Here is an 18,303-nt window from a genome sequence, read left to right as displayed (position 1 = left end):
GTTGCGACTTTTAGCTGAAAAGATTTGAAGTTGGAACCGCTGCTGCGGGTGCAGGTGGAACGCTTGGCAAATTTGGTGCGACTACAGGACTGCCGACTCCACGAGCCACTTCTACGCCATTTTGCTCCAAAATTACGAGCGGATCAGACCCCCCATTCATTTCAATTCGCTTGACTAAGACCTGTCCACCTGCAATGCGTTGCCCTGCTTGAACATAACGGCTTGTCGCCTCATTGGGAGCTTGAATAATGGCTTGAGGCACACCTGCAACAACAATCACACCTGTTACTTGCACCGATTTCGCAAGAGTCGGATCTGGCAGAGGTGGTAGTGCTTTAATGGGGGATTGCTCTGGCGATTTTGCAACCACGACCTTCGGATTTGGACGGGATGCAACAGCAGGTTGTTTCGCAATCGAGCGATCTCCAACATTCGGGCTGACAGCAGGTTGATTCGCAGTTTCAGGCAGTTTAATGGGAACTTTGAACGAGACGATCGGCGGAATGCTAGAAAATGGATCTTTGCCTTTGGTATTGATGCCGCGTTGAACTTGTCTCGCCCGTTCTGCTGGGTCAGTTGATTGCAGCAGCCCTGCGACCTTGCCTGCTTTACCTGTCGCTGCGTCTTTCTTGTCTTTATCCTTCTCTGGAACAGTGGGTTTTGCAAAAGCCTGGGTTGGGGTCGAAGGCGATGCCGCTGGAGAAGGACTGGCGCTCGTAACAGTTGGCTCTTCACCCACCGTACATCCGCCTATCCAGACTGTTAATGCGCTCGCGCAAAGTACCAGCGTCCCTTTCGGGATTCGTGCTGTGATTTGCTGTGTAAACCGCTTGCTCATGACCACTCCAAAAATTCGACTTAAAAATTCGCCTGGATCACCGTTCGCAGTACAAGCTTGAAATTGACCCGCAGCAGAGAACGATTCAGTTAGTGCAAGTGTGCCCAAATCCGATGGGTTTTTTACTCGCTGCTAATTTTTGAGCGAATTTTTAGAGAAGCTGGGATTAAGCTTCGCTGCAAACCATGATGCTTTGCAGTTTCTGAAGCCCTTTTTTCACTTGGCGTGAAACCGTCACAGCACTGATTCCTAGTCGCTCAGCTGTCTCTTTCTGAGTCAGGTCATATAGAAAAACAAATTCCAACACTTCACGAGTGCGCTGTTCTAACTGGACGAGTGCCTGCTGCAGCCGAATTTGATCTTCTTGAGCCAGTTGGAAACTCCGATACCGTGAATCAGGAACGAGATCGCCTAAAAATGCTGTGCCTTCTTCGTCGCCGACAGGAGCATCTAAACTGAGCAGCGCGCGATTTTGCGCCGAGAGCCGAATTTCCTGCCATTCCTCGATCGAGATATCCAATATCGCAGCGATCTCAATATCGGTGGGTTGCCGCCGCTCTTTTGCTTGAAAGTCACGGATCACGTGAGTGGCTTGACGTTGTAGCGCTTGCCAACGGCGCGGAATTCGGACTGAAGGGCTTTTGTCCCGTAAGTAGTGTTGGATTTCTCCTCGAATGTAGGGAATTGCAAATGAGCTAAATGCATGACCTTTCGACATATCAAACCGCTCGATCGCTCGAATCAGCCCAATACACCCAACTTGGAGCAAATCGTCGTAACTCTCAGTACACTGATTCATCCAGTGGTGAGCCTCTTTTCTCACCAGTCCAATATTCAATTCAACCAATTGATTACGAATAGCAGCAGTTGCGGTCGTTTGATATTGATGAAGCAGTTCTAAGGTTTCACTTTTGAGGTCGGTAGACACAAGATTAGGCATGACGAATTCAGTGGTTGGCGCAAAAGCTCAAGAAGAAATCAAACCGTTTTGCTGATTCAAACTGTGAAGGTAGGAATCACACCGGAAAGACATTAGAGAAAGTGAACAAATAATGAAACCGCGTTTCTTGCTCACTTTTCATGACACATAAAACTTATTTCTTCCAGCGAATTTGTTACAACTGCATTTCCACGGAACGTCTGTCTACCGTGATCTTGGTCACTTTTTTAACGAATTTTTAACGAATTTCTGATTAAGATTAAAACTTGTTTTTATCAAAAAATAAATAATAAAAATGGGGCTATCTGCCCCATAAAATTGAATATTTTGAGTTGAGATCGCACTAAGTTGTGGATCTGATTATCGGTAATTACGCTGCAGGTGCAACTCGTGCGTAGAACAATCCACGGATTTTTACCTCGCTTGCTTCACGCGATCCCATATCGGTTTCTGAGGGTTGATCGCTTTCAAAGGTTCCTGCAATTTCGCCCGATGCACTGTCGATTTTTGCAACTTGCAGCGAGATAGTGCCTTTATCCAACTGGAAACGCTTGACGTTTTCCTTTCTCAATTCTTCAGAGTCAGCCGAAGCAGGAAGTGCAACTGCGTTGTCATAGCCTGTGGTCAGACCCCGACCTTTCGGATCAAGGAAGTTGGATGTCCGGTAGGAGGGCACACGGAATTCGCCGGTAAAGTCGGTTGACGTGTTGATGCTCGAAGAACCCGGATCGGTGGTTGCAACTAGACCTTTAATCGTGAACAAGAACGGCACGCGTTCGCCCCCAGGAAGCTGAACGGTAATCGCTTGGAAGTCCAGACCATCTTCTTCGGTGAAGGTCAAGCTACCATCAGAGTTCGATTTTAGGGTTCCTGAAACTGCATCGATCGAGGAAGTATAGCGAGTCATCAACTTCGCCGGGACAAACTCAGCTTCGCGACGCTTGCTCGCCGTTTCTTCTTTGACGAAATAAGATGTGGGTTGCAGACACAATCCAGTGATTGAGTAGGTTTTGCCGCTCTCAATCGGGATAGAGCCACGAGAGGTGGCTTCGATTTGGGGGCAGTTATTTGCCAAGCCCGTGTTACGGATTTGCTCGTAGGTTAAGCCTTCCGTACTGGCAGCGGGAGCTTCACTACAAGCGGTCAAAACACTCAGGCAGAACGCCAACAGTGTCACAATAAAAGCGCGATACCTCATGGTCAACCTCAAAGTAATGTCAAATTTCTGCCAGTGCGTTCGGGCGGGAGTTCAAAGAAGTCAATCTCGGAGAGTGATTCTTAGAAGGGCGCTCTAAACTGCTGTCAGATCTCATGGAGTTTCTAATAAATTCTGGAGTGGCTCTGATCGAACCTCTCATAGCATTTTACAGATATTCGTAAACTTTTTAAGAATCGCCCGCGATCGCATGTGTGGAAAAGTCGATTCGGCGCGATTCGGCTGCTTACGAAGAACGAACGAAATGCTCGAAAAGCAGTACCGTATTAGATTGCGCCCCTACGCTAGGAACGAATTGCATGAATGATGATGATGTGATGTTTAGAGAATATGCCTCGAATTCGGAGGCGCTATCGCGCGATCTCGATCAAATTGCCCAAGAGATTCGGACGATTGCAAAAAACTCGCGGGGAGATGGAATCGCGTTGCTGGCATTGCTGAGAGTTTTAGAAGCCCTCCATCGTGAAATCCGTGAAGGATTCTTTCAAGAGTCTTTGCCCAGCAATCGACAGGCGCTTTACGCGTTGCTGAAAGATATTGAAGCCAGTGGCGGGTGGCCCTATATCCATCGAATGCGGCTACAAGAATTTCTGAATAATTTGCTGGCTGAATCTAGCTTAGATTCGCCTGAATAAAAGTAAAAAGCGCTAGAGATGAAACTCCTAGCGCTTTTCTGAGTGAAATTGTAAAGTTTTGTTACTCGTCTTTTGGTTGACGGCTAGCGGTCTGGATATAGAGAATCAGCAAAAACACGCTCGGCACAAGCACAAACAAAATCGACGCAATAAATCCTAATTCATTAACTTGCATAAAGCCCGATCCCTTCTAAACTCGGCATCAACACTTTTCAGGATACCACTCATTAGGGTTTCGTCTTTACGCTGACTGCCCCGTTGACTAAAGCCTGACAGGCAAGACGATAGGAAGCTGGTTTTTTCTTGAGTTTACGCTCCTCAAATGCGGTTCGAGGCGAGAGATTCTCCATTCCTTCAACCACTTCGATGATGCAAGTTCCGCACTGTCCATACCCCCCGCAATTCATAAGTTTGCCACCGAGCGTGTAGAGATCCACTTGATTCTCGATCGCTTTAATCCGCAAATTTGCCCCTTGAGCCGCAACGACTTCTTTGTCTTCTTTGATGAATTTGATGCTGGCAGACTGAAACGCAGGTTTCGGCGGTTCAGCGCTCATCCCTTCTTCAGGTTGGACTTCAGAAATCGCTTGGAGGTCAGTATCGGCGGGTTGCATAGTCTTCCTCTTAAAGAGATAAGGGTTAGTATCCACTCTATTTGTAACTCAAATCGCGCCAAAAGTTAAGAATAATTAAGAAGTGAAACGGGCGAGTCGTCGGAATTTCAGGCGATTTCACATTCGCTTGCAATCGTTTCTAACACTGGTTACACTTCTTTATACACTTTCATTTTTTATGAATTCCTTGTCATACTGCCGATTCAACGTTCCAAGGAATAGCTGGATCATCAGAAACGGCGGGGGGACAGGATGCCTTATCTGGTAAAGTTACCCATATTAGGCACTTTAACAAAAGGCTGAAAGAAGCGTTGCAGTAGACGTAATTTAGAGGAGGAGAGTAGTCAATGGGACTACCCTGGTACCGCGTACACACAGTCCTGGTGAACGATCCGGGGCGGTTGATTGCGACTCACCTGATGCATACCGCACTGGTTGCAGGTTGGGCGGGATCAATGGCGCTTTATGAGCTTGCGATTTTTGACCCTAGCGATCCAGTTTTGAATCCTATGTGGAGACAAGGCATGTTCGTGCTGCCGTTTATGGCAAGACTCGGCGTGACTTCTTCTTGGGGCGGATGGAGCATTACGGGTGAAACCGTCACCGATCCAGGCTTCTGGTCGTTTGAGGGCGTTGCAGCTGCCCACATCGTTTTATCAGGTTTGCTGTTCTTAGCAGCTTGCTGGCATTGGGTTTATTGGGATTTGGAACTTTTCCGCGATCCGCGTACAGGTGAGCCTGCACTCGATTTGCCGAAAATGTTCGGGATTCATTTGTTCTTGTCGGGATTACTTTGTTTTGGCTTTGGCGCGTTCCACTTGACTGGATTGTTTGGTCCAGGAATGTGGGTATCGGACGCGTATGGGGTGACAGGGCATATTCAGCCTGTTGCGCCTGAATGGGGACCGTCTGGATTTAATCCGTTTAATCCAGGTGGGGTTGTCGCACACCACATTGCGGCGGGAATTGTCGGCATTATTGCAGGCTTGTTCCACCTCAGTGTCCGTCCGCCAGAGCGTTTATATCGCGCTTTGAGAATGGGGAACATCGAAACGGTGTTGTCGAGCAGTATCGCGGCTGTGTTCTTTGCGGCTTTTGTGGTTGCAGGAACGATGTGGTACGGCAATGCGACGACTCCGATCGAGTTGTTTGGTCCGACTCGTTATCAGTGGGATAGCGGCTACTTCCGCCAGGAAATCGATCGTCGAGTTCAGGGTGCAGTAGCGGATGGCGCGAGCTTATCAGAAGCGTATAACCAAATTCCTGAGAAATTGGCGTTCTATGACTATGTCGGTAACAGCCCCGCGAAAGGTGGTTTGTTCCGTACAGGTCAAATGAACAAGGGTGACGGGATTGCTCAAACTTGGCTCGGACATCCGGTGTTCAAGGACAGCGAAGGTCGTGAGTTGTTTGTGCGTCGCTTGCCGAACTTCTTTGAGAACTTCCCAGTTGTACTTCAAGATGCAGATGGCGTGATCCGCGCTGACATTCCGTTCCGTAAGGCTGAGTCGAAGTACAGCTTTGAACAAGCAGGTGTAACGGCAAGCATTTACGGTGGAAAGTTGGATGGTCAGGTGATCACCGATCCAGCGCAGGTCAAACGCTTTGCGCGTGCGGCTCAGTTGGGTGAACCGTTTGAATTCGATCGTGAAACATTGAATTCGGATGGTGTATTCCGGACTAGCCCACGTGGATGGTTCACGTTTGGTCATGCGGTCTTTGCATTGTTGTTCTTCTTTGGTCATATCTGGCACGGATCTCGGACGATTTTCCGGGATGTGTTTGCTGGGGTTGACCCAGATTTGTCGGAAGAACAAGTCGAATGGGGACGGTTTGCGAAAGTGGGTGATAAGACCACGCTTCGGGAACCTGTCTAAATGGTTTAACGGGTCTAGGCAGGTTGCTTAGGCCCGGTTCGATTCTTTTGTTGGGACACCATCATGGAAAGTGCAGCGTATATTTTGATTTTGGCTTTGGCGATCGGAGTTTTGTTTTTTGCGATTGCATTCCGCGAACCTCCGAGAATTGGTAAGTAAATCCTTCTGTGAAAGAACCCGTCTTGACTCAAGACGGGTTCTTTTTTGCGCTGATTTTGGGCAGGGTGATTTAGGATGTGAAGGTTGGGTTATCTGAGCTTGTGAGCGTTTCTTCGCGTCAAATGGATTATTCTAGTCCGACTCGCTATCGAATTCGGGCTGTGCAGCCGCAGGATTTGAACGAAATTGCGGGAATTTTGGTGGATAGTTTTCCGCTGTATCCGCCGTTTTTGCCCTGGTTGGGTGCGATTATTCGAGTCGGAATTTATGAGGATTTGCGGAGTCGAGCGCGCTCAATGACCTCAAACTATGCATGTCTCGTCGCGATCGATACGACGCATCGGGATGAATTAATTGTGGGAACGGTGGAGGTGGGGATACGCAGCGCCAATCCTTGGCAACCGAAAACGAGCCAGTATATTTATTTGTCAAATTTGGCGGTGAGAGAAGAATTCCGGCGGCAGGGCATTGCAGAACAGCTGTTATTGGCGTGTGAGCCTTATGTAGAAAGTTGGGGCTATCGCCAGATTTATCTGCACGTTCTAGAGACGAATCAGGCAGCGAAAGCATTGTATTTCAAGTTGGGGTATCGATTGGAGGAAATTCAGTTGAGTTGGGATTGGTTTTTAGGAAAGCCAAGACGGATGCTGTTGCGTAAGGAAATGCGATCGACACATGCAAGAGAGGCTTAATCTGAATTTCCCAACTTGCTGTTAGCGTCCCATGCTGTGTACAATTCGCTGCTCCTTGAGGTTTAGAACCCGCCAAGGGTGCCTGCGTTGAATTAGCTTCTGTTCATGCCCTGAGGAAATTGACGTGGAAATGGATCAGATTGTCTTGCTCATTACGAGTCTTCTAGCATTCTATCTGGCATGGAATCTGGGCGCGAATGATGTTGCAAATTCGATGGGAACCTCGGTGGGTTCTAAAGCTGTCACGCTCAAACAGGCCTTAATCATTGCAGGAACTCTAGAATTCACGGGCGCAGTCTTGTTTGGTCAAACTGTTTCTCAGAAACTCGTTACAGGCATCATCAATCCCGCCCAATTCACGCCCCAAATCTTGCTGATTGGGATGATTTCGGTCTTAATCGCCGCAGGAGTTTGGTTGAATATTGCCACAGTGTTTGGATTTCCCGTGTCGTCTTCTCATGCAACTGTCGGCGCGATCGCAGGCGTTGGCTATCTCGCGTTCGGCAAAACTGCTGTCAATTGGAGCACGATCGGTCTTATTTCTCTCACTTGGGTGATCACTCCCTTGGTGAGTGGCACGATCGCGGCTGTTTTTTACAGTTTGATCAAACAATGGATTCTCGACCGACCTCATCAACTCGAAGAATGGATTCCCTGGCTCAGTGCCGTATTGATTAGCGTTTTCGGTGTGATTGTCTTTCCGACGATCGCCAAACCGATTCAAACTATTATTCATTTACCGATTCCATCTATTTCACTCATGCTTGGAGTCATTGGAATCGGAACGTTATCCGTTTACGGATTCCAAAATTTACAGACCGTAGAAGCGACGATCGCTAAATTTCAAGTGGTCAGTGCCTGCTTTGTCGCGTTTGCTCATGGCTCAAATGATGTTGGCAACGCGATCGCACCCTTTGCCGCGATCGTCTACATTCTGCAAACTGGAAACTTGCCGTTAGAAGACTTCCAGATTCCAGTTTGGAGTTTGATACTTGGTGGAGTTGGCATCGTTGCAGGGTTAGCCGTCTTAGGGAAAAAAGTGATTTCAACGATTGGAGAAGGAATTATTCCTTTGCAGCCTAGCGGCGGACTTTGTGCAGAACTCGCAACAGCAACCACAATATTGATTGCCTCTCGTATGGGATTTCCGGTTTCGACTTCTCACGCTCTAGTGGGCGGTGTTGTTGGAGTGGGATTTGTTCAAGGCATGAAAAGCATTCAGTTTCAAACTCTGAGATCGATCGGTTTAACTTGGTTTGTGACGATTCCCATTGCTGCTGTGCTCAGCGGAATTTTATTTTTGATTTTGCGTACGACTTTCATTGAATTTTAGACAATAGAGTTTATCAACTCTTCACTGGGCACTATAGGTTGTGAAGTTATCTACAGCCGGATGTCAAGGGTGAAGACCGATGGAGCAAGAGCAATCATGGGGTGATTCGCGCCCACCGAATCAAAATGAAGAGATTTCTGCTACATCTGGTGCAAGCACCGATCGGCGGGAAATTACGGAACTGCGCGAGGTGAATGCGCAGTTGAGGAAAGAGGTTGAAGAGTTACGGTCTCAATCTCAGCTTTCTCTCAAGCCCCAAAAACCTAAAGTATCAAAATTAAGGTTGGGGCTTTGGCTCGTTTTGCTTTCGACTTTTGCGCTGTCGATTCATAACGTGATTGTCCGCATCACGATCGGGCAACCGATTCGATTATTTGGTCTATTCTCCGCGGGTGGCTTTATCCAGCCGACAATCGGGAATTCGTTATTGATTCTCTGGATGCGAATGCTGGTGGTCGTGCCTTTGATGATTGGCATTGCGGGATTTCTTTACCCTCCAGTTTGGCAAGATCTTCAGAAAGTCCTGCTGAAGCGCGATCGTCGTCCGCTTTGGCACATTATCGGCAGCGGTGTTTTTCTGTTTTTGTCACAAGTTCTGATTTATATTGCGATCGCACAAATTGGACCAGGTGCTGCGGTCACGATTCTATTTATGTATCCGCTGCTCACGGTTCCCCTCGCTTGGTGGTTGTTTAACGATCGACCAACTCGCCTGCGGGTTGTCGTAATGGGATTGATTTTGTTGGGTGTAATTTTGACAGCTATTCCCAGTTTAATGGTCGCAAAACTGGGTGGAGGCGTGTTTTTTGCCATATTCTCCGGAGCGGCATTCGCGCTGTATTTAATTTTGATGCAGCTTGGATTTCGCAAAGTGCATCCGGTTCCCGTCAGTGTGGTGCAATTTCTCACGGTGCTCGTTTGTACGAGTGTGAGTCTATCCTTACCACTTCAATTAGGGGTTGCAGTTTCAGCGACGGGCAGACCTGGATTATTCATAGGAGGTCTAGTCTTGGGGGCGTTCACTCTCGTCGGATACCTCTCGAACAATTTCGGGGTGCGCTATATGGGGGCGGCACAAGCTTCGATCATCGCATCGAGTGGTCCTGTGTTAACAGCGTTGCTAGCCGCTGTGATCATCCGTACTAAGTTAGATTGGGTACAAATTGCTGGAATTTTGCTTGTGACGATCGGGGTCACTGCTCTGAGCTTTGAGCGGATGAGAAAGACCGCAAAATCTGCATAATGGGAAAGGTGTTACTCAAATAATGTGATGCGATTTGCGGTTTCAAGTGGATCTGGGCAAGTTTTAGCGAATGGGTCGTTGCGAATTCAGACCGATGAGTCTGGGGTGCAACGACTTTGTTTTGAAAGCGATCGTGGAACTTTCATTGTGGGTGGTGAGATTGGCGAAGATGGAGATCTCACTGAGGCAGGGCAGGAATTGTATCGGCAATTTTTTCGGGCCTGGGGTGTGATGGGAATTAAGATGACTTCGCTCTAATGTTCGCAAATTGGAGATGAGAGAGAAGCGAATTGTTCTCTATCTTTCATGGAATTTGAATTTCGACTCTGCTCAACCTGTGAAGACCTCGGATCTAGAGTGTTGAGCAAAGTCGAAATGTAGCGCGATCGCTCAACTTAGCGATTTAATCGCGATGCAAGTGAAAGAAAACCTTCAAATTGCACTTGATTGTCTTTGATCGAACTCGCACCGCTAATGCTCCGAATGCTACTCAAGCTATCTTGAAGCTGCGTGGCAAATGGATTGCTTGACCTCGATGCACCGAATATCATCGGAAACGCCGCAGTGTTCAAAAAGCTCATGAATGCGCCTTGATTGACATAGAAATAGCCTAAATTCGCATCGGGGAAGGGTGCGATCGCAGATTTAAAGTTGGCAGATTGCGGTAGAGTCCGAGTCGGTGTCGGGCTAAACTCGCTCATTGATCCGCCTCCAAATAACATCACTAAAGTCTGCTCATCTGTCCAACCATGACTTAAGAAATTCAGCGATCGACCTTTCTCAATGGATCCAAAACTCGTGACAGGTTGACCTGCCAGGGTAGATTGATGGACGAGCGCTTGCCCTAAACGAGGGGTGACAAACTCCTGGAATTTCTTTAATCCCGCTTCGGCGGCAGCGCGATCGTCTGTTTGCACCATCATGCCGAAGGCAATGTCTAACCCTGGCGAAATCGAGGGAATAAATCCTTGGCGAGTCGGATAAGCAAATATCGCGTACTCTCCATTCATCCAAGGGAAAATATCGCGATCGTCCACGCCAATGAAATCCTGCATCCACTTCCGGCTTTGTTCCAAGTTTTTCTTCCAGGATGGCTGCGATTCTAGTCCTAGCGTCAATGCTTGCCAATACAGCGCTAAATTCTGGCTATTGGACATCATGTAATTGACTTCTGGCAGGCGACTGAGAATCTGATTGCGAGTAGTCAACGGAGTTAACAAATTCTCTGGAACAGATTGAGTCAAATTCACGGCAAATTGCGCGCGTAATCCTGTGGATTCTGCCCAGACAAAGCCTTCGGCGGTGTCATAAAACTTTGCCAATGGATCTAGTAAACTCGGATCGAGCACGGGTGGCACAGGTAGGTTGGGATTTTTCTTGGTCAGTTCTTCAATCTGCTGTTGATTGAGTTGAGTAAACGCTTTGAGAAATTTGCCATACTCGCCATAGAGCGTCACGATCGATTTAAGCGCTTTCGGGTTTTGCTGAAATTTTTGAAACTTAGGATTTTCACTCAGCTTGCCTTGTGCATCGAGCAGTTCTTGAATCGCTTCCGTTGAAGTTGAACTGACAAAATGATTGGGAAGAACCGCGATCGCAAATTTGGGTTGAGTCGGAACGAAACTTGAGTCTTCTGAATCAGGCTCAGGTGCATCAGGCTGAGGTTTCTTGACAGTCGCTTTAGGCTCAGCTTGAATCGGTATTTTTTCTGCTTCAAACTCCAGGATCGTCACGCCTTTATACTGCGTTTCTTTCGGGGCTTTCTTGCGGCTTTTTTTAACACGATCGACATATTGCGCCAAAGCTGCCGAGTCTTTCACATCGGAAATCGTCACGATGCTTTTCGCTGAAAGAAAGGCAACTCCAAACTGCTCGCCTAGCCAGGGTTTAATATCTTTCTCGAAACTTGCATCTTTTTCAGTGGGATAGAGCAGACTGCCTGGAAATGCAAATCCGTCGGGGAACAACTGAAACTGGCTTAATTCTTGCCAGCGATCATCTTGCGTATTGACGAGTACGACTCCGAGTGTTTCAGACGGGAGAATCGTCGAGAGAGAGATCCGGGTTGGCTGAGTCAGGGGGGCAACGACAGGAGTCGGCGCAGTCACCGCTTGAGCAGGACGAACCGACAAATCTGAGAAACTGGCTAGACTCAATACAGCCAGGGTTGAGAGCGCAGATCGTTTTAGCAACATGAGTTCACGTGAATATTGCGATTAATTTAGATCCTCGCGATGAGGATGAAATTACTGAGAAACTTCAGTAATCTTTACACAAATAGAATTCCCAAAAAGCGTACGGGAGCGGTGATTTGACGACTTTAGAGACATTTGAAATTGAAACGGCTGAGACACTTCTCCGTTTGCTAGTATTGCTGCTGTTTGTGCTAGCGGTTGCCTTCTTCGTGGCGGCAGAACTCGCGATCGTATCGGCTGCAAAAGGCGAAATCGATCATTTAGCGCAGCAAGGCAATCGTGCAGCACAGCAAGTTCAATATGCCCAAAACAATTTAGGGCAATATTTATCGGTAACGCAGACGGGGACAACGGCGGGTAGTCTGGTTTTGGGTTGGTTGGGGGAAGGGGCGACCGTGCATTGGATCGAACCGTGGATTGCGCTACTCCCGATCGCGCATTTGCCTGCGATGATCACGACGCATACGATTGCAACTGCGATCGCATTTCTGATTGTTACGTATGTCGAAATCGTACTGGGTGAACTGGTTCCAAAAGTATTAGCGGCTCATGCGCCAGAAAGAACAGCACTGTTTCTGATTCGTCCGCTGCAATTTTGCTTTTATCTGTTCTTTCCAGCGCTCGTGATTCTGAATGGAACCGTTCGATTGTTAACGGGGCGGATTACTCAGAAAGAAAATCATCAGGATGCGCTCGTTCCGAAAGACGCTCACTCGATCTTGCTCGCTGGGACGGTGGAGGTGAGCCAACTGAATGAGCAATTTGATTTAGGCTTATCTGCAAGTGATGCGTATCGGACGATCGCGGGATTCATGGTGCATCATTTAGCACGGGTTCCCACAACAGGTGATCGCCTTCAGTGGGGAGAGCTAGAACTGGAAGCAACGCGAGTGGTAGAAAATCAGGTCGAGAAGATTTTACTTCGGCGCGTGACGAGTCCTTTGATCGCTGAAATTGGTGAGAAAGAACTAGCTACGCGCTCTTAAAACGTGCAAAAACTCCGAGTTTGTCAAGACTCGGAGTTCTAATCGGAGGTCTAAGAGGCTATGCGATCGCGCCTGCGAGGCTTCTTTGTGGCAGAGATTTTCTCAAGCGATCGCCATACAGAGCTAAAGCATTGCCGCTCAGTAAGAGTTCGAGGTGATCGCGATCGTAGTTCGTCACTTCAGCTGCCGATTTCACGCAGTCTCGCAGTACGCCATCCCAATGACCGTAGTCACCCGAGAAGCAAGCGAGCCGTTTACCCATCTCGCCCATCGCGGCAGGGAGATAAGCCGGAGCCGGATCGTCAGACTCAAACGACGTAAAGATTTGACCACGCTCGAAGTACTCCATCGGATCGCGATGTTTCAGCTCAAAGTGTTCGTACAAGCTAGCATCATTGATCTTGGTGGGATCGTGCTGCTTCGTCCACAGTAGATCGAATAAGTTCTTCGCTTGGGTCACAATGCTGCTGCTATTGTGCGCCCCTTGCTCTTGAATCATCAGCTTCGTAAACTCAAGTGCGGAAGGACGATAGGGATGCTTCGGATCAAAGTCCCGAATCCGTTTTTCCCAATGTTCATGGAAAGAATGCGCCAAATCGGGCAGCCAACCGCATCCGCCTTCTAGGAAGCCAACTCTCAAGGTTGGATAGCGCTCAAACACACCGTCAAAAACCATTCGAGCCAGTGCTAACTGTTGCTGGTTTCGCTGCACGAAAATATGGCTCAACACGAAAGTTTCGGTGTGATCCGAGAGTCCGCCCACCATGTAAGACCCAGGCCCGCCATGAATGCCCAAGGCAATATCGAGTTCAACCGCAGCTTGGATAATCGGCTCAAAGTCAGGATGTGAAATTGTTTTGCAAGTCCGAACTTCGGGAAACGCTTCCGGTGCTTTTGGATGGGGAATGGCAATATTCGGAGGCACTGCAACCCCAATTAAGCCTAATTCCTCGACGCAGCGATGCATCTCTTTCACCGACTCTTGCACATCTTGAATCGGTAAAACGCCGATCGCTTTCAAGCGGTTATCGTAGCCCTTACAATCCTCGGCAATGTAGTTGTTGTAGGCTTTGCAAAGTGCGACGGCTAAATCTCGATCGAGATAACTGCCAAAACTGAGATTCCAAGTGCCATAAATGACTTGAACATCGACCCCTTCTTGATCCATGTGCTCAAGTCGCGTGCGATTAAACACAGCACCCAACGTCGTTTCGGGATGCAGATTCCGGAATCCACCTTTTCCAAGTCCTTGAGGTTGCGGGAACAGCCGCACCAAATCATTTTTTCCGGTTGCCGGATTGAAATCGACGATGCGCATCCGTTGATCGCCGAGATTATCAACAATTAATGTCACACGATCGCGATATTCAGGTTCAATATAATCGCGAATTACGAGCGGATTTTCAAGCTTATGAGCATCGGCATCGATGACTAATATGCCGTTATACATAAACGATTACTCCAAAATGAATGTTATGAATGAGCGTTGAAACGTTGAAAAATTTCTCGAAATCCAAACCAATGTTCAAATGACCAAGACAATGAAGCCAAAATTGTAATGCCAGGGTATTTCACAAATGCAGGGTGATTTTTTTCAAACACGGCATGACCGCCCAAAGCAAACACCTGAGTCAGAACAAGACACACAAGCGTCCATCGCCAGTCAATGAATAAAAAAATCACAGCGGAGATCGCTAATGCATTAGTTAAGTGATGAAGTTTTTGATTAATAGGGTGTTGGTGAGATGCAATGAAATGAGTCTTTGCTTCACGGTAGTAGCTCATGAAATCGTTCATGAGTCCCTCCTATTGGACACGGTTTTCCGAACGATAACATAAGCATCTGGAGGGCAATAACCGCTCAAGCATTCGTAACGCGGCGGTCTAAATTTGTAATTTATAGAAAAATAAAGTAACAAAAACTTTAGCTAAAATTTAGAATTTGTGAGTGTGCCAACGATTCGGCATCGCGTTTTTTCAAATATAAATGTGCCAACCTAGGTGACTTCGAGATTGGCACATTGATGCAAATGCTTTTTGTTGTGTTGTCCGAAATTTATAGCTGCCAAAAATTGGGATTGTTGATACCGAGTCCGATCGTACTGAAGCCCAGTGTCGAAGTATACGATCGACCAATATTTGCAAAGGCTGAACTCCCATTGGGTCCTGAAACTGCGCCTGTTTGGATCATGGATAAAAATTGATTAAAAGCAGTCAAGGTCGCTGCCCAATCTGCGCCGCCTTGAAGATCTTCACTGGCAGGTGGAGTTTCTTCAAAATTGAGATCAGAAATAATCATAAATGGCTCCTACAAAAAGAATAAAAATCGCGCATTCAAGAAGTATTAAATACGCGATTTATGTCGAACTTCAAGAGAAGAGTAGCTTAGAAAAAAATCGGTTTTCTAAACTTATGCACCCAATGCGATCATGCTAAAACCACCTGAGTTGATTTTCACGTGTTGAGCATTAGCGAACGATGCTGTACCAAGAGGGCCAGACGTTGTGCCCGATTGCATAGCCGAAAGCTCTTGTTTGTAGTAGTTACCAGTGATCGAAAGATCAAGTCCACCTTCGAGTTCGTTTGCTTCAACTGCGATTTCTTGATAGGTCAATTCATTGATAATCATGATGTTCTCCGTTTGGGTTGAATGTTTTTTGTGGTTAACAACTTTGATTTGAAGCTGTTATGTATAAGGTATCGGTTTGAATTTAGAAATAGGGCATATCTTGCTATTTATGTAGCCAAAATGGCGTAGTTTTTTAGCACTGCCAAAAGCAAAGCATTGTAAAATTCCTCTTAAAATTCAGAACAGGCTAGGTTTTTGCGAGACAATGACGGCAGCCTCGAATTCTCAAATTCATCGATCACAAGTCTGTATCTATGACTGCCACATCCACCGATTCAACATTTTCAACGTCTCAATCCCTACAGCATCAGATTGTCATTGTCGGAGGAGGGGCTGCCGGAATTACGGTTGCTGCACAATTAATCGCTCAGGATGCAGCCCTAGATGTTCTGATTATTGAGCCATCCTCTCAGCATTATTATCAGCCTGCTTGGACGATGGTTGGCGCAGGCTGCTATTCCTATGAAGACACCGTGCAACCTGAGCAAAATTGCATTCCGAACGGTGTGAAATGGCTGCAAGACGCGGCTGAATCTTTTGATCCTGAACAAAATCAGTTGCAAACCCGCGATGGCAAAACCGTATCCTACGAAGCGTTGGTCGTCTGTCCTGGTATTCAACTGAACTGGAAGGCAATTCCAGGATTAGAAGAAGCATTGGGTAAAAATGGCGTGTGTAGTAACTATGCGATCGCAGGCGCAAACTACACTTGGGAATTGCTGAATAACTTTAAGGGAGGGAATGTCTTATTTACCTTTCCTGCAACGCCGATTAAATGTGCGGGTGCGCCACAAAAAATTATGTACTTGGCGGACGAGATTTTTCGCCGCAATGGAGTGCGAGAAAAATCGAATCTGCTTTACTGCACAGCGGGTCCTAAGATTTTTGCGATCGAAACATTTGTCTCTCCTTTAATGCAAGTTGTCGAACGCAAAGGCATCGAGCTGAAAACGAAACATAATCTCAAGGAAATTCGGGGTGAGGCGAAGGAAGCCGTTTTTGAAGTCACCACCGATGCGGGGACTGAAACGATCGTAATGCCCTATGAGATTCTGCATGTGGCTCCACCGATGAGCGCTCCGGACTTTATCAAAAATAGTCCGCTGGCTGTCTCTGCGCCGGGAGGTTGGGTAGATGTGCATAAACACACGTTGCAGCATCAGCGCTATCCCAATGTGTTTAGTCTCGGCGATGCTTCTTCGTTGCCGACCTCGAAAACAGCTGCCGCCATTCGTAAAGAAGCACCTGTACTCGTACAAAATCTACTCAGTCATTTGCAGAAGCGACCCTTAGAAGGAAATTACAACGGCTATAGCTGTTGTCCCTTGATTACGGGATTTGGCAAAACGATTTTGGCAGAGTTTGACTATGACGGTAAGCCAGAGCCGAGTTTTCCACTCGATCCGACTCAGGAACGCTACAGTATGTGGATTCTCAAGCGACATGTGCTGCCCTGGGTTTATTGGAATCGCATGTTGAAAGGCAAACAGCACGAAGGAGAAATTATTCGCTCATTTGTCTGATAGATTGGAGCGTTTCGACGTTGAATCAGCGATCGCGATTCGATCGCTGATTCAAAAAATTGATGGGGAGATGGGGAGAAGCAACCATGATTTCAGATCTTCCCCCTATCTCCCCATTAGATTTAGGGCTTGCTACGCATTCAAATACCGTTCAACAATCTGGACAATCCGTTCTGATGCCAGTCCATCTCCGAACGGACTGACTGCATTCGCCATCGTTTGATACGCACTTGCATCACTCAATAACGTTCCAGCTTCCTGCAAAATACGATCGGGATTTGTTCCAATCAATTTTGCGGTTCCCGCCATCACTGCTTCTGGTCGCTCTGTCGTTTCTCGCAGCACCAACACGGGCTTACCCAGACTCGGCGCTTCTTCTTGAATTCCGCCTGAATCCGTTAGCAATAGATAACATCGCTGCATTGCGCCGACGAGTTCGGTGTAATCCAATGGCTCTGTTAAAAAGACGCGCGGGTGATCTCCCAAGATTGCGGTCAAGGGTTCTCGCACGGTCGGATTGCGATGCAAGGGTAACAACAAAGCTGTATCTTCAAACTGATTCAAGACCTTCAAAAATCCTTGAGCGATGTCTTCGATCGGTTGCCCCCAATTCTCGCGCCGATGCACAGTTGCCAGGATCGTTCGATACTTCGACCAATCCAGTCCCGGAATCTCACAAGCAGGTTGACGATTCGCAACTGTTAACAACGCATCAATCACAGTATTTCCCGTCTGATGAATTTCTCCCAGAACGCCTGATTTCTGTAGATTTTCTACCGAAAGCGAAGTCGGCGCAAAGTGAAGTTGCGTAATCTGGGAAACTAATCGTCGATTTGCTTCTTCTGGATACGGATTAAACACATTCTCGGTTCGTAGTCCTGCTTCGACATGTCCGACCGGAATTTTTTGATAAAACGCTGCTAACGCCGCTGCAAATGCAGTCGTTGTATCGCCTTGTACCAAAACCATGCGGGGTTGAAGCTTCTGAAATAATTCCTCTAATCCTCGCAGCGCCCAACACGTAATATCCGTTAAGCTTTGCTTCGGCTGCATAATCGCTAAATCATGCTGCGGCGACAGTTCAAAAAAATTCATCACCTGATCAACCATCTCGCGATGTTGCCCGGTTAGCACAATCTGAGTCTCGAACAAGCTCGATCGCTGAAACGCCTGAATCACCGGAGCCATCTTAATCGCTTCAGGACGGGTTCCCACAATCAGACAAACTGGAATTGGCAACTTTAACATCACGACTCGTTTAATAATTTCAACAGCACACGATCCCGTTTTCTGCTTTTTCCGTAGAAATCCGGAGTTCGCTCGATCGCCCAATCATCATAAATCGGGATCAACCTTCTCAATATAATTAAGAAATGTAAAGCATATTCTCATAAAAAAGCCCGACCGAAGTCGGGGGAGTCAG

General features: G+C 47.3%; 20 protein-coding genes. 9 read left to right on the top strand and 11 right to left on the bottom strand.

The window, feature by feature from the left end:
* Positions 1-10: 10 nt before the first annotated feature.
* The 3 genes from OU814_RS14065 to OU814_RS14055 all read right to left on the bottom strand — a co-directional run bounded on the left by OU814_RS14065 (position 11) and on the right by OU814_RS14055 (position 2,976).
* Positions 11-838, bottom strand: coding sequence for a hypothetical protein (locus OU814_RS14065; protein WP_268183678.1), 828 nt, complete (start codon positions 836-838; stop codon positions 11-13).
* 166 nt (positions 839-1,004) lie between these two features.
* Positions 1,005-1,778, bottom strand: coding sequence for an RNA polymerase sigma factor SigF (locus OU814_RS14060; protein ID WP_268183676.1), 774 nt, complete (start codon positions 1,776-1,778; stop codon positions 1,005-1,007).
* A 370-nt stretch (positions 1,779-2,148) separates the two neighbouring features.
* Positions 2,149-2,976, bottom strand: a complete 828-nt coding sequence (locus tag OU814_RS14055; RefSeq protein WP_017286598.1) for a photosystem II manganese-stabilizing polypeptide — start codon at positions 2,974-2,976, stop codon at positions 2,149-2,151.
* A gap of 212 nt (positions 2,977-3,188) precedes the next feature.
* On the opposite strand from OU814_RS14055, the gene OU814_RS14050 reads away from it, so the two are divergent.
* Positions 3,189-3,629, top strand: coding sequence for a hypothetical protein (locus OU814_RS14050; protein WP_017286597.1), 441 nt, complete (start codon positions 3,189-3,191; stop codon positions 3,627-3,629).
* A 61-nt stretch (positions 3,630-3,690) separates the two neighbouring features.
* On the opposite strand, the gene psbM is transcribed toward OU814_RS14050, so the two are convergent.
* Together psbM and OU814_RS14040 are read right to left on the bottom strand one after the other, a co-directional pair.
* On the bottom strand, positions 3,691-3,804 hold the full coding sequence (gene psbM, locus OU814_RS14045; protein ID WP_017286596.1) for a photosystem II reaction center protein PsbM: 114 nt from the start codon (positions 3,802-3,804) through the stop codon (positions 3,691-3,693).
* A gap of 52 nt (positions 3,805-3,856) precedes the next feature.
* Positions 3,857-4,243 (bottom strand): 2Fe-2S iron-sulfur cluster-binding protein, encoded by a 387-nt coding sequence (locus OU814_RS14040; RefSeq protein WP_326498302.1) that lies wholly within the window; start codon positions 4,241-4,243, stop codon positions 3,857-3,859.
* A 347-nt stretch (positions 4,244-4,590) separates the two neighbouring features.
* Here OU814_RS14040 and psbB point away from each other — a divergent pair, with 347 nt between their 5' ends.
* The 6 genes from psbB (at position 4,591) to OU814_RS14010 (ending at position 9,805) form a co-directional block, all read left to right on the top strand.
* Positions 4,591-6,120 carry a photosystem II chlorophyll-binding protein CP47 gene (gene psbB / locus OU814_RS14035; protein ID WP_017286594.1) on the top strand — a complete coding sequence of 510 codons (1,530 nt, stop codon included), beginning with the start codon at positions 4,591-4,593 and terminating at the stop codon, positions 6,118-6,120.
* A gap of 63 nt (positions 6,121-6,183) precedes the next feature.
* Positions 6,184-6,279: a photosystem II reaction center protein T gene (locus OU814_RS14030; RefSeq protein ID WP_017286593.1), complete on the top strand. Its 96-nt coding sequence runs from the start codon at positions 6,184-6,186 to the stop codon at positions 6,277-6,279.
* Between the two features lie 122 nt (positions 6,280-6,401).
* Positions 6,402-6,971 (top strand): GNAT family N-acetyltransferase, encoded by a 570-nt coding sequence (locus OU814_RS14025; protein WP_017286592.1) that lies wholly within the window; start codon positions 6,402-6,404, stop codon positions 6,969-6,971.
* 130 nt (positions 6,972-7,101) lie between these two features.
* Complete coding sequence (locus OU814_RS14020) at positions 7,102-8,304, top strand: inorganic phosphate transporter (RefSeq protein ID WP_268183967.1); 1,203 nt, start codon at positions 7,102-7,104, stop codon at positions 8,302-8,304.
* A gap of 79 nt (positions 8,305-8,383) precedes the next feature.
* Entirely contained in the window at positions 8,384-9,547 is a 1,164-nt protein-coding gene (locus tag OU814_RS14015; protein ID WP_268183670.1) for an EamA family transporter, read from the top strand.
* Between the two features lie 27 nt (positions 9,548-9,574).
* Positions 9,575-9,805, top strand: coding sequence for a hypothetical protein (locus OU814_RS14010; RefSeq protein ID WP_017286589.1), 231 nt, complete (start codon positions 9,575-9,577; stop codon positions 9,803-9,805).
* 137 nt (positions 9,806-9,942) lie between these two features.
* On the opposite strand, the gene OU814_RS14005 is transcribed toward OU814_RS14010, so the two are convergent.
* Entirely contained in the window at positions 9,943-11,742 is a 1,800-nt protein-coding gene (locus OU814_RS14005) for a DUF3352 domain-containing protein (RefSeq protein ID WP_268183667.1), read from the bottom strand.
* Positions 11,743-11,858: 116 nt separating this feature from the next.
* On the opposite strand from OU814_RS14005, the gene OU814_RS14000 reads away from it, so the two are divergent.
* On the top strand, positions 11,859-12,728 hold the full coding sequence (locus OU814_RS14000) for a CNNM domain-containing protein (RefSeq protein WP_017286587.1): 870 nt from the start codon (positions 11,859-11,861) through the stop codon (positions 12,726-12,728).
* 58 nt (positions 12,729-12,786) lie between these two features.
* Here OU814_RS14000 and OU814_RS13995 read toward each other — a convergent pair whose 3' ends face one another.
* From OU814_RS13995 to OU814_RS13980, 4 genes are all read right to left on the bottom strand, one after another.
* Entirely contained in the window at positions 12,787-14,178 is a 1,392-nt protein-coding gene (locus tag OU814_RS13995) for an amidohydrolase family protein (RefSeq protein ID WP_268183663.1), read from the bottom strand.
* Between the two features lie 23 nt (positions 14,179-14,201).
* A complete protein-coding gene (locus OU814_RS13990; protein WP_268183661.1) occupies positions 14,202-14,525 on the bottom strand; it encodes an Mpo1-like protein in 324 nt (107 codons plus the stop codon).
* Positions 14,526-14,784: 259 nt separating this feature from the next.
* The gene (locus OU814_RS13985) at positions 14,785-15,027 is read right to left on the bottom strand and encodes a hypothetical protein (protein WP_017286584.1); all 243 of its coding nucleotides are present in this window, start codon (positions 15,025-15,027) and stop codon (positions 14,785-14,787) included.
* A gap of 111 nt (positions 15,028-15,138) precedes the next feature.
* Complete coding sequence (locus tag OU814_RS13980) at positions 15,139-15,357, bottom strand: hypothetical protein (RefSeq protein ID WP_017286583.1); 219 nt, start codon at positions 15,355-15,357, stop codon at positions 15,139-15,141.
* 254 nt (positions 15,358-15,611) lie between these two features.
* On the opposite strand from OU814_RS13980, the gene OU814_RS13975 reads away from it, so the two are divergent.
* Positions 15,612-16,880, top strand: coding sequence for an NAD(P)/FAD-dependent oxidoreductase (locus tag OU814_RS13975; RefSeq protein ID WP_268183658.1), 1,269 nt, complete (start codon positions 15,612-15,614; stop codon positions 16,878-16,880).
* Positions 16,881-17,012: 132 nt separating this feature from the next.
* Here OU814_RS13975 and wecB read toward each other — a convergent pair whose 3' ends face one another.
* The gene (wecB, locus tag OU814_RS13970) at positions 17,013-18,128 is read right to left on the bottom strand and encodes a non-hydrolyzing UDP-N-acetylglucosamine 2-epimerase (RefSeq protein WP_190653581.1); all 1,116 of its coding nucleotides are present in this window, start codon (positions 18,126-18,128) and stop codon (positions 17,013-17,015) included.
* Positions 18,129-18,303 lie beyond the last annotated feature (175 nt).

Origin of the sequence: Leptolyngbya sp. GGD (assembly GCF_026735145.1) — a bacterium.
In the GTDB taxonomy this organism is placed as follows: domain Bacteria; phylum Cyanobacteriota; class Cyanobacteriia; order Leptolyngbyales; family Leptolyngbyaceae; genus Leptolyngbya; species Leptolyngbya boryana.
The sequence above is the reverse complement of the archived record's forward strand: the minus strand, read 5'-3'. Positions and strand labels throughout refer to the sequence as shown.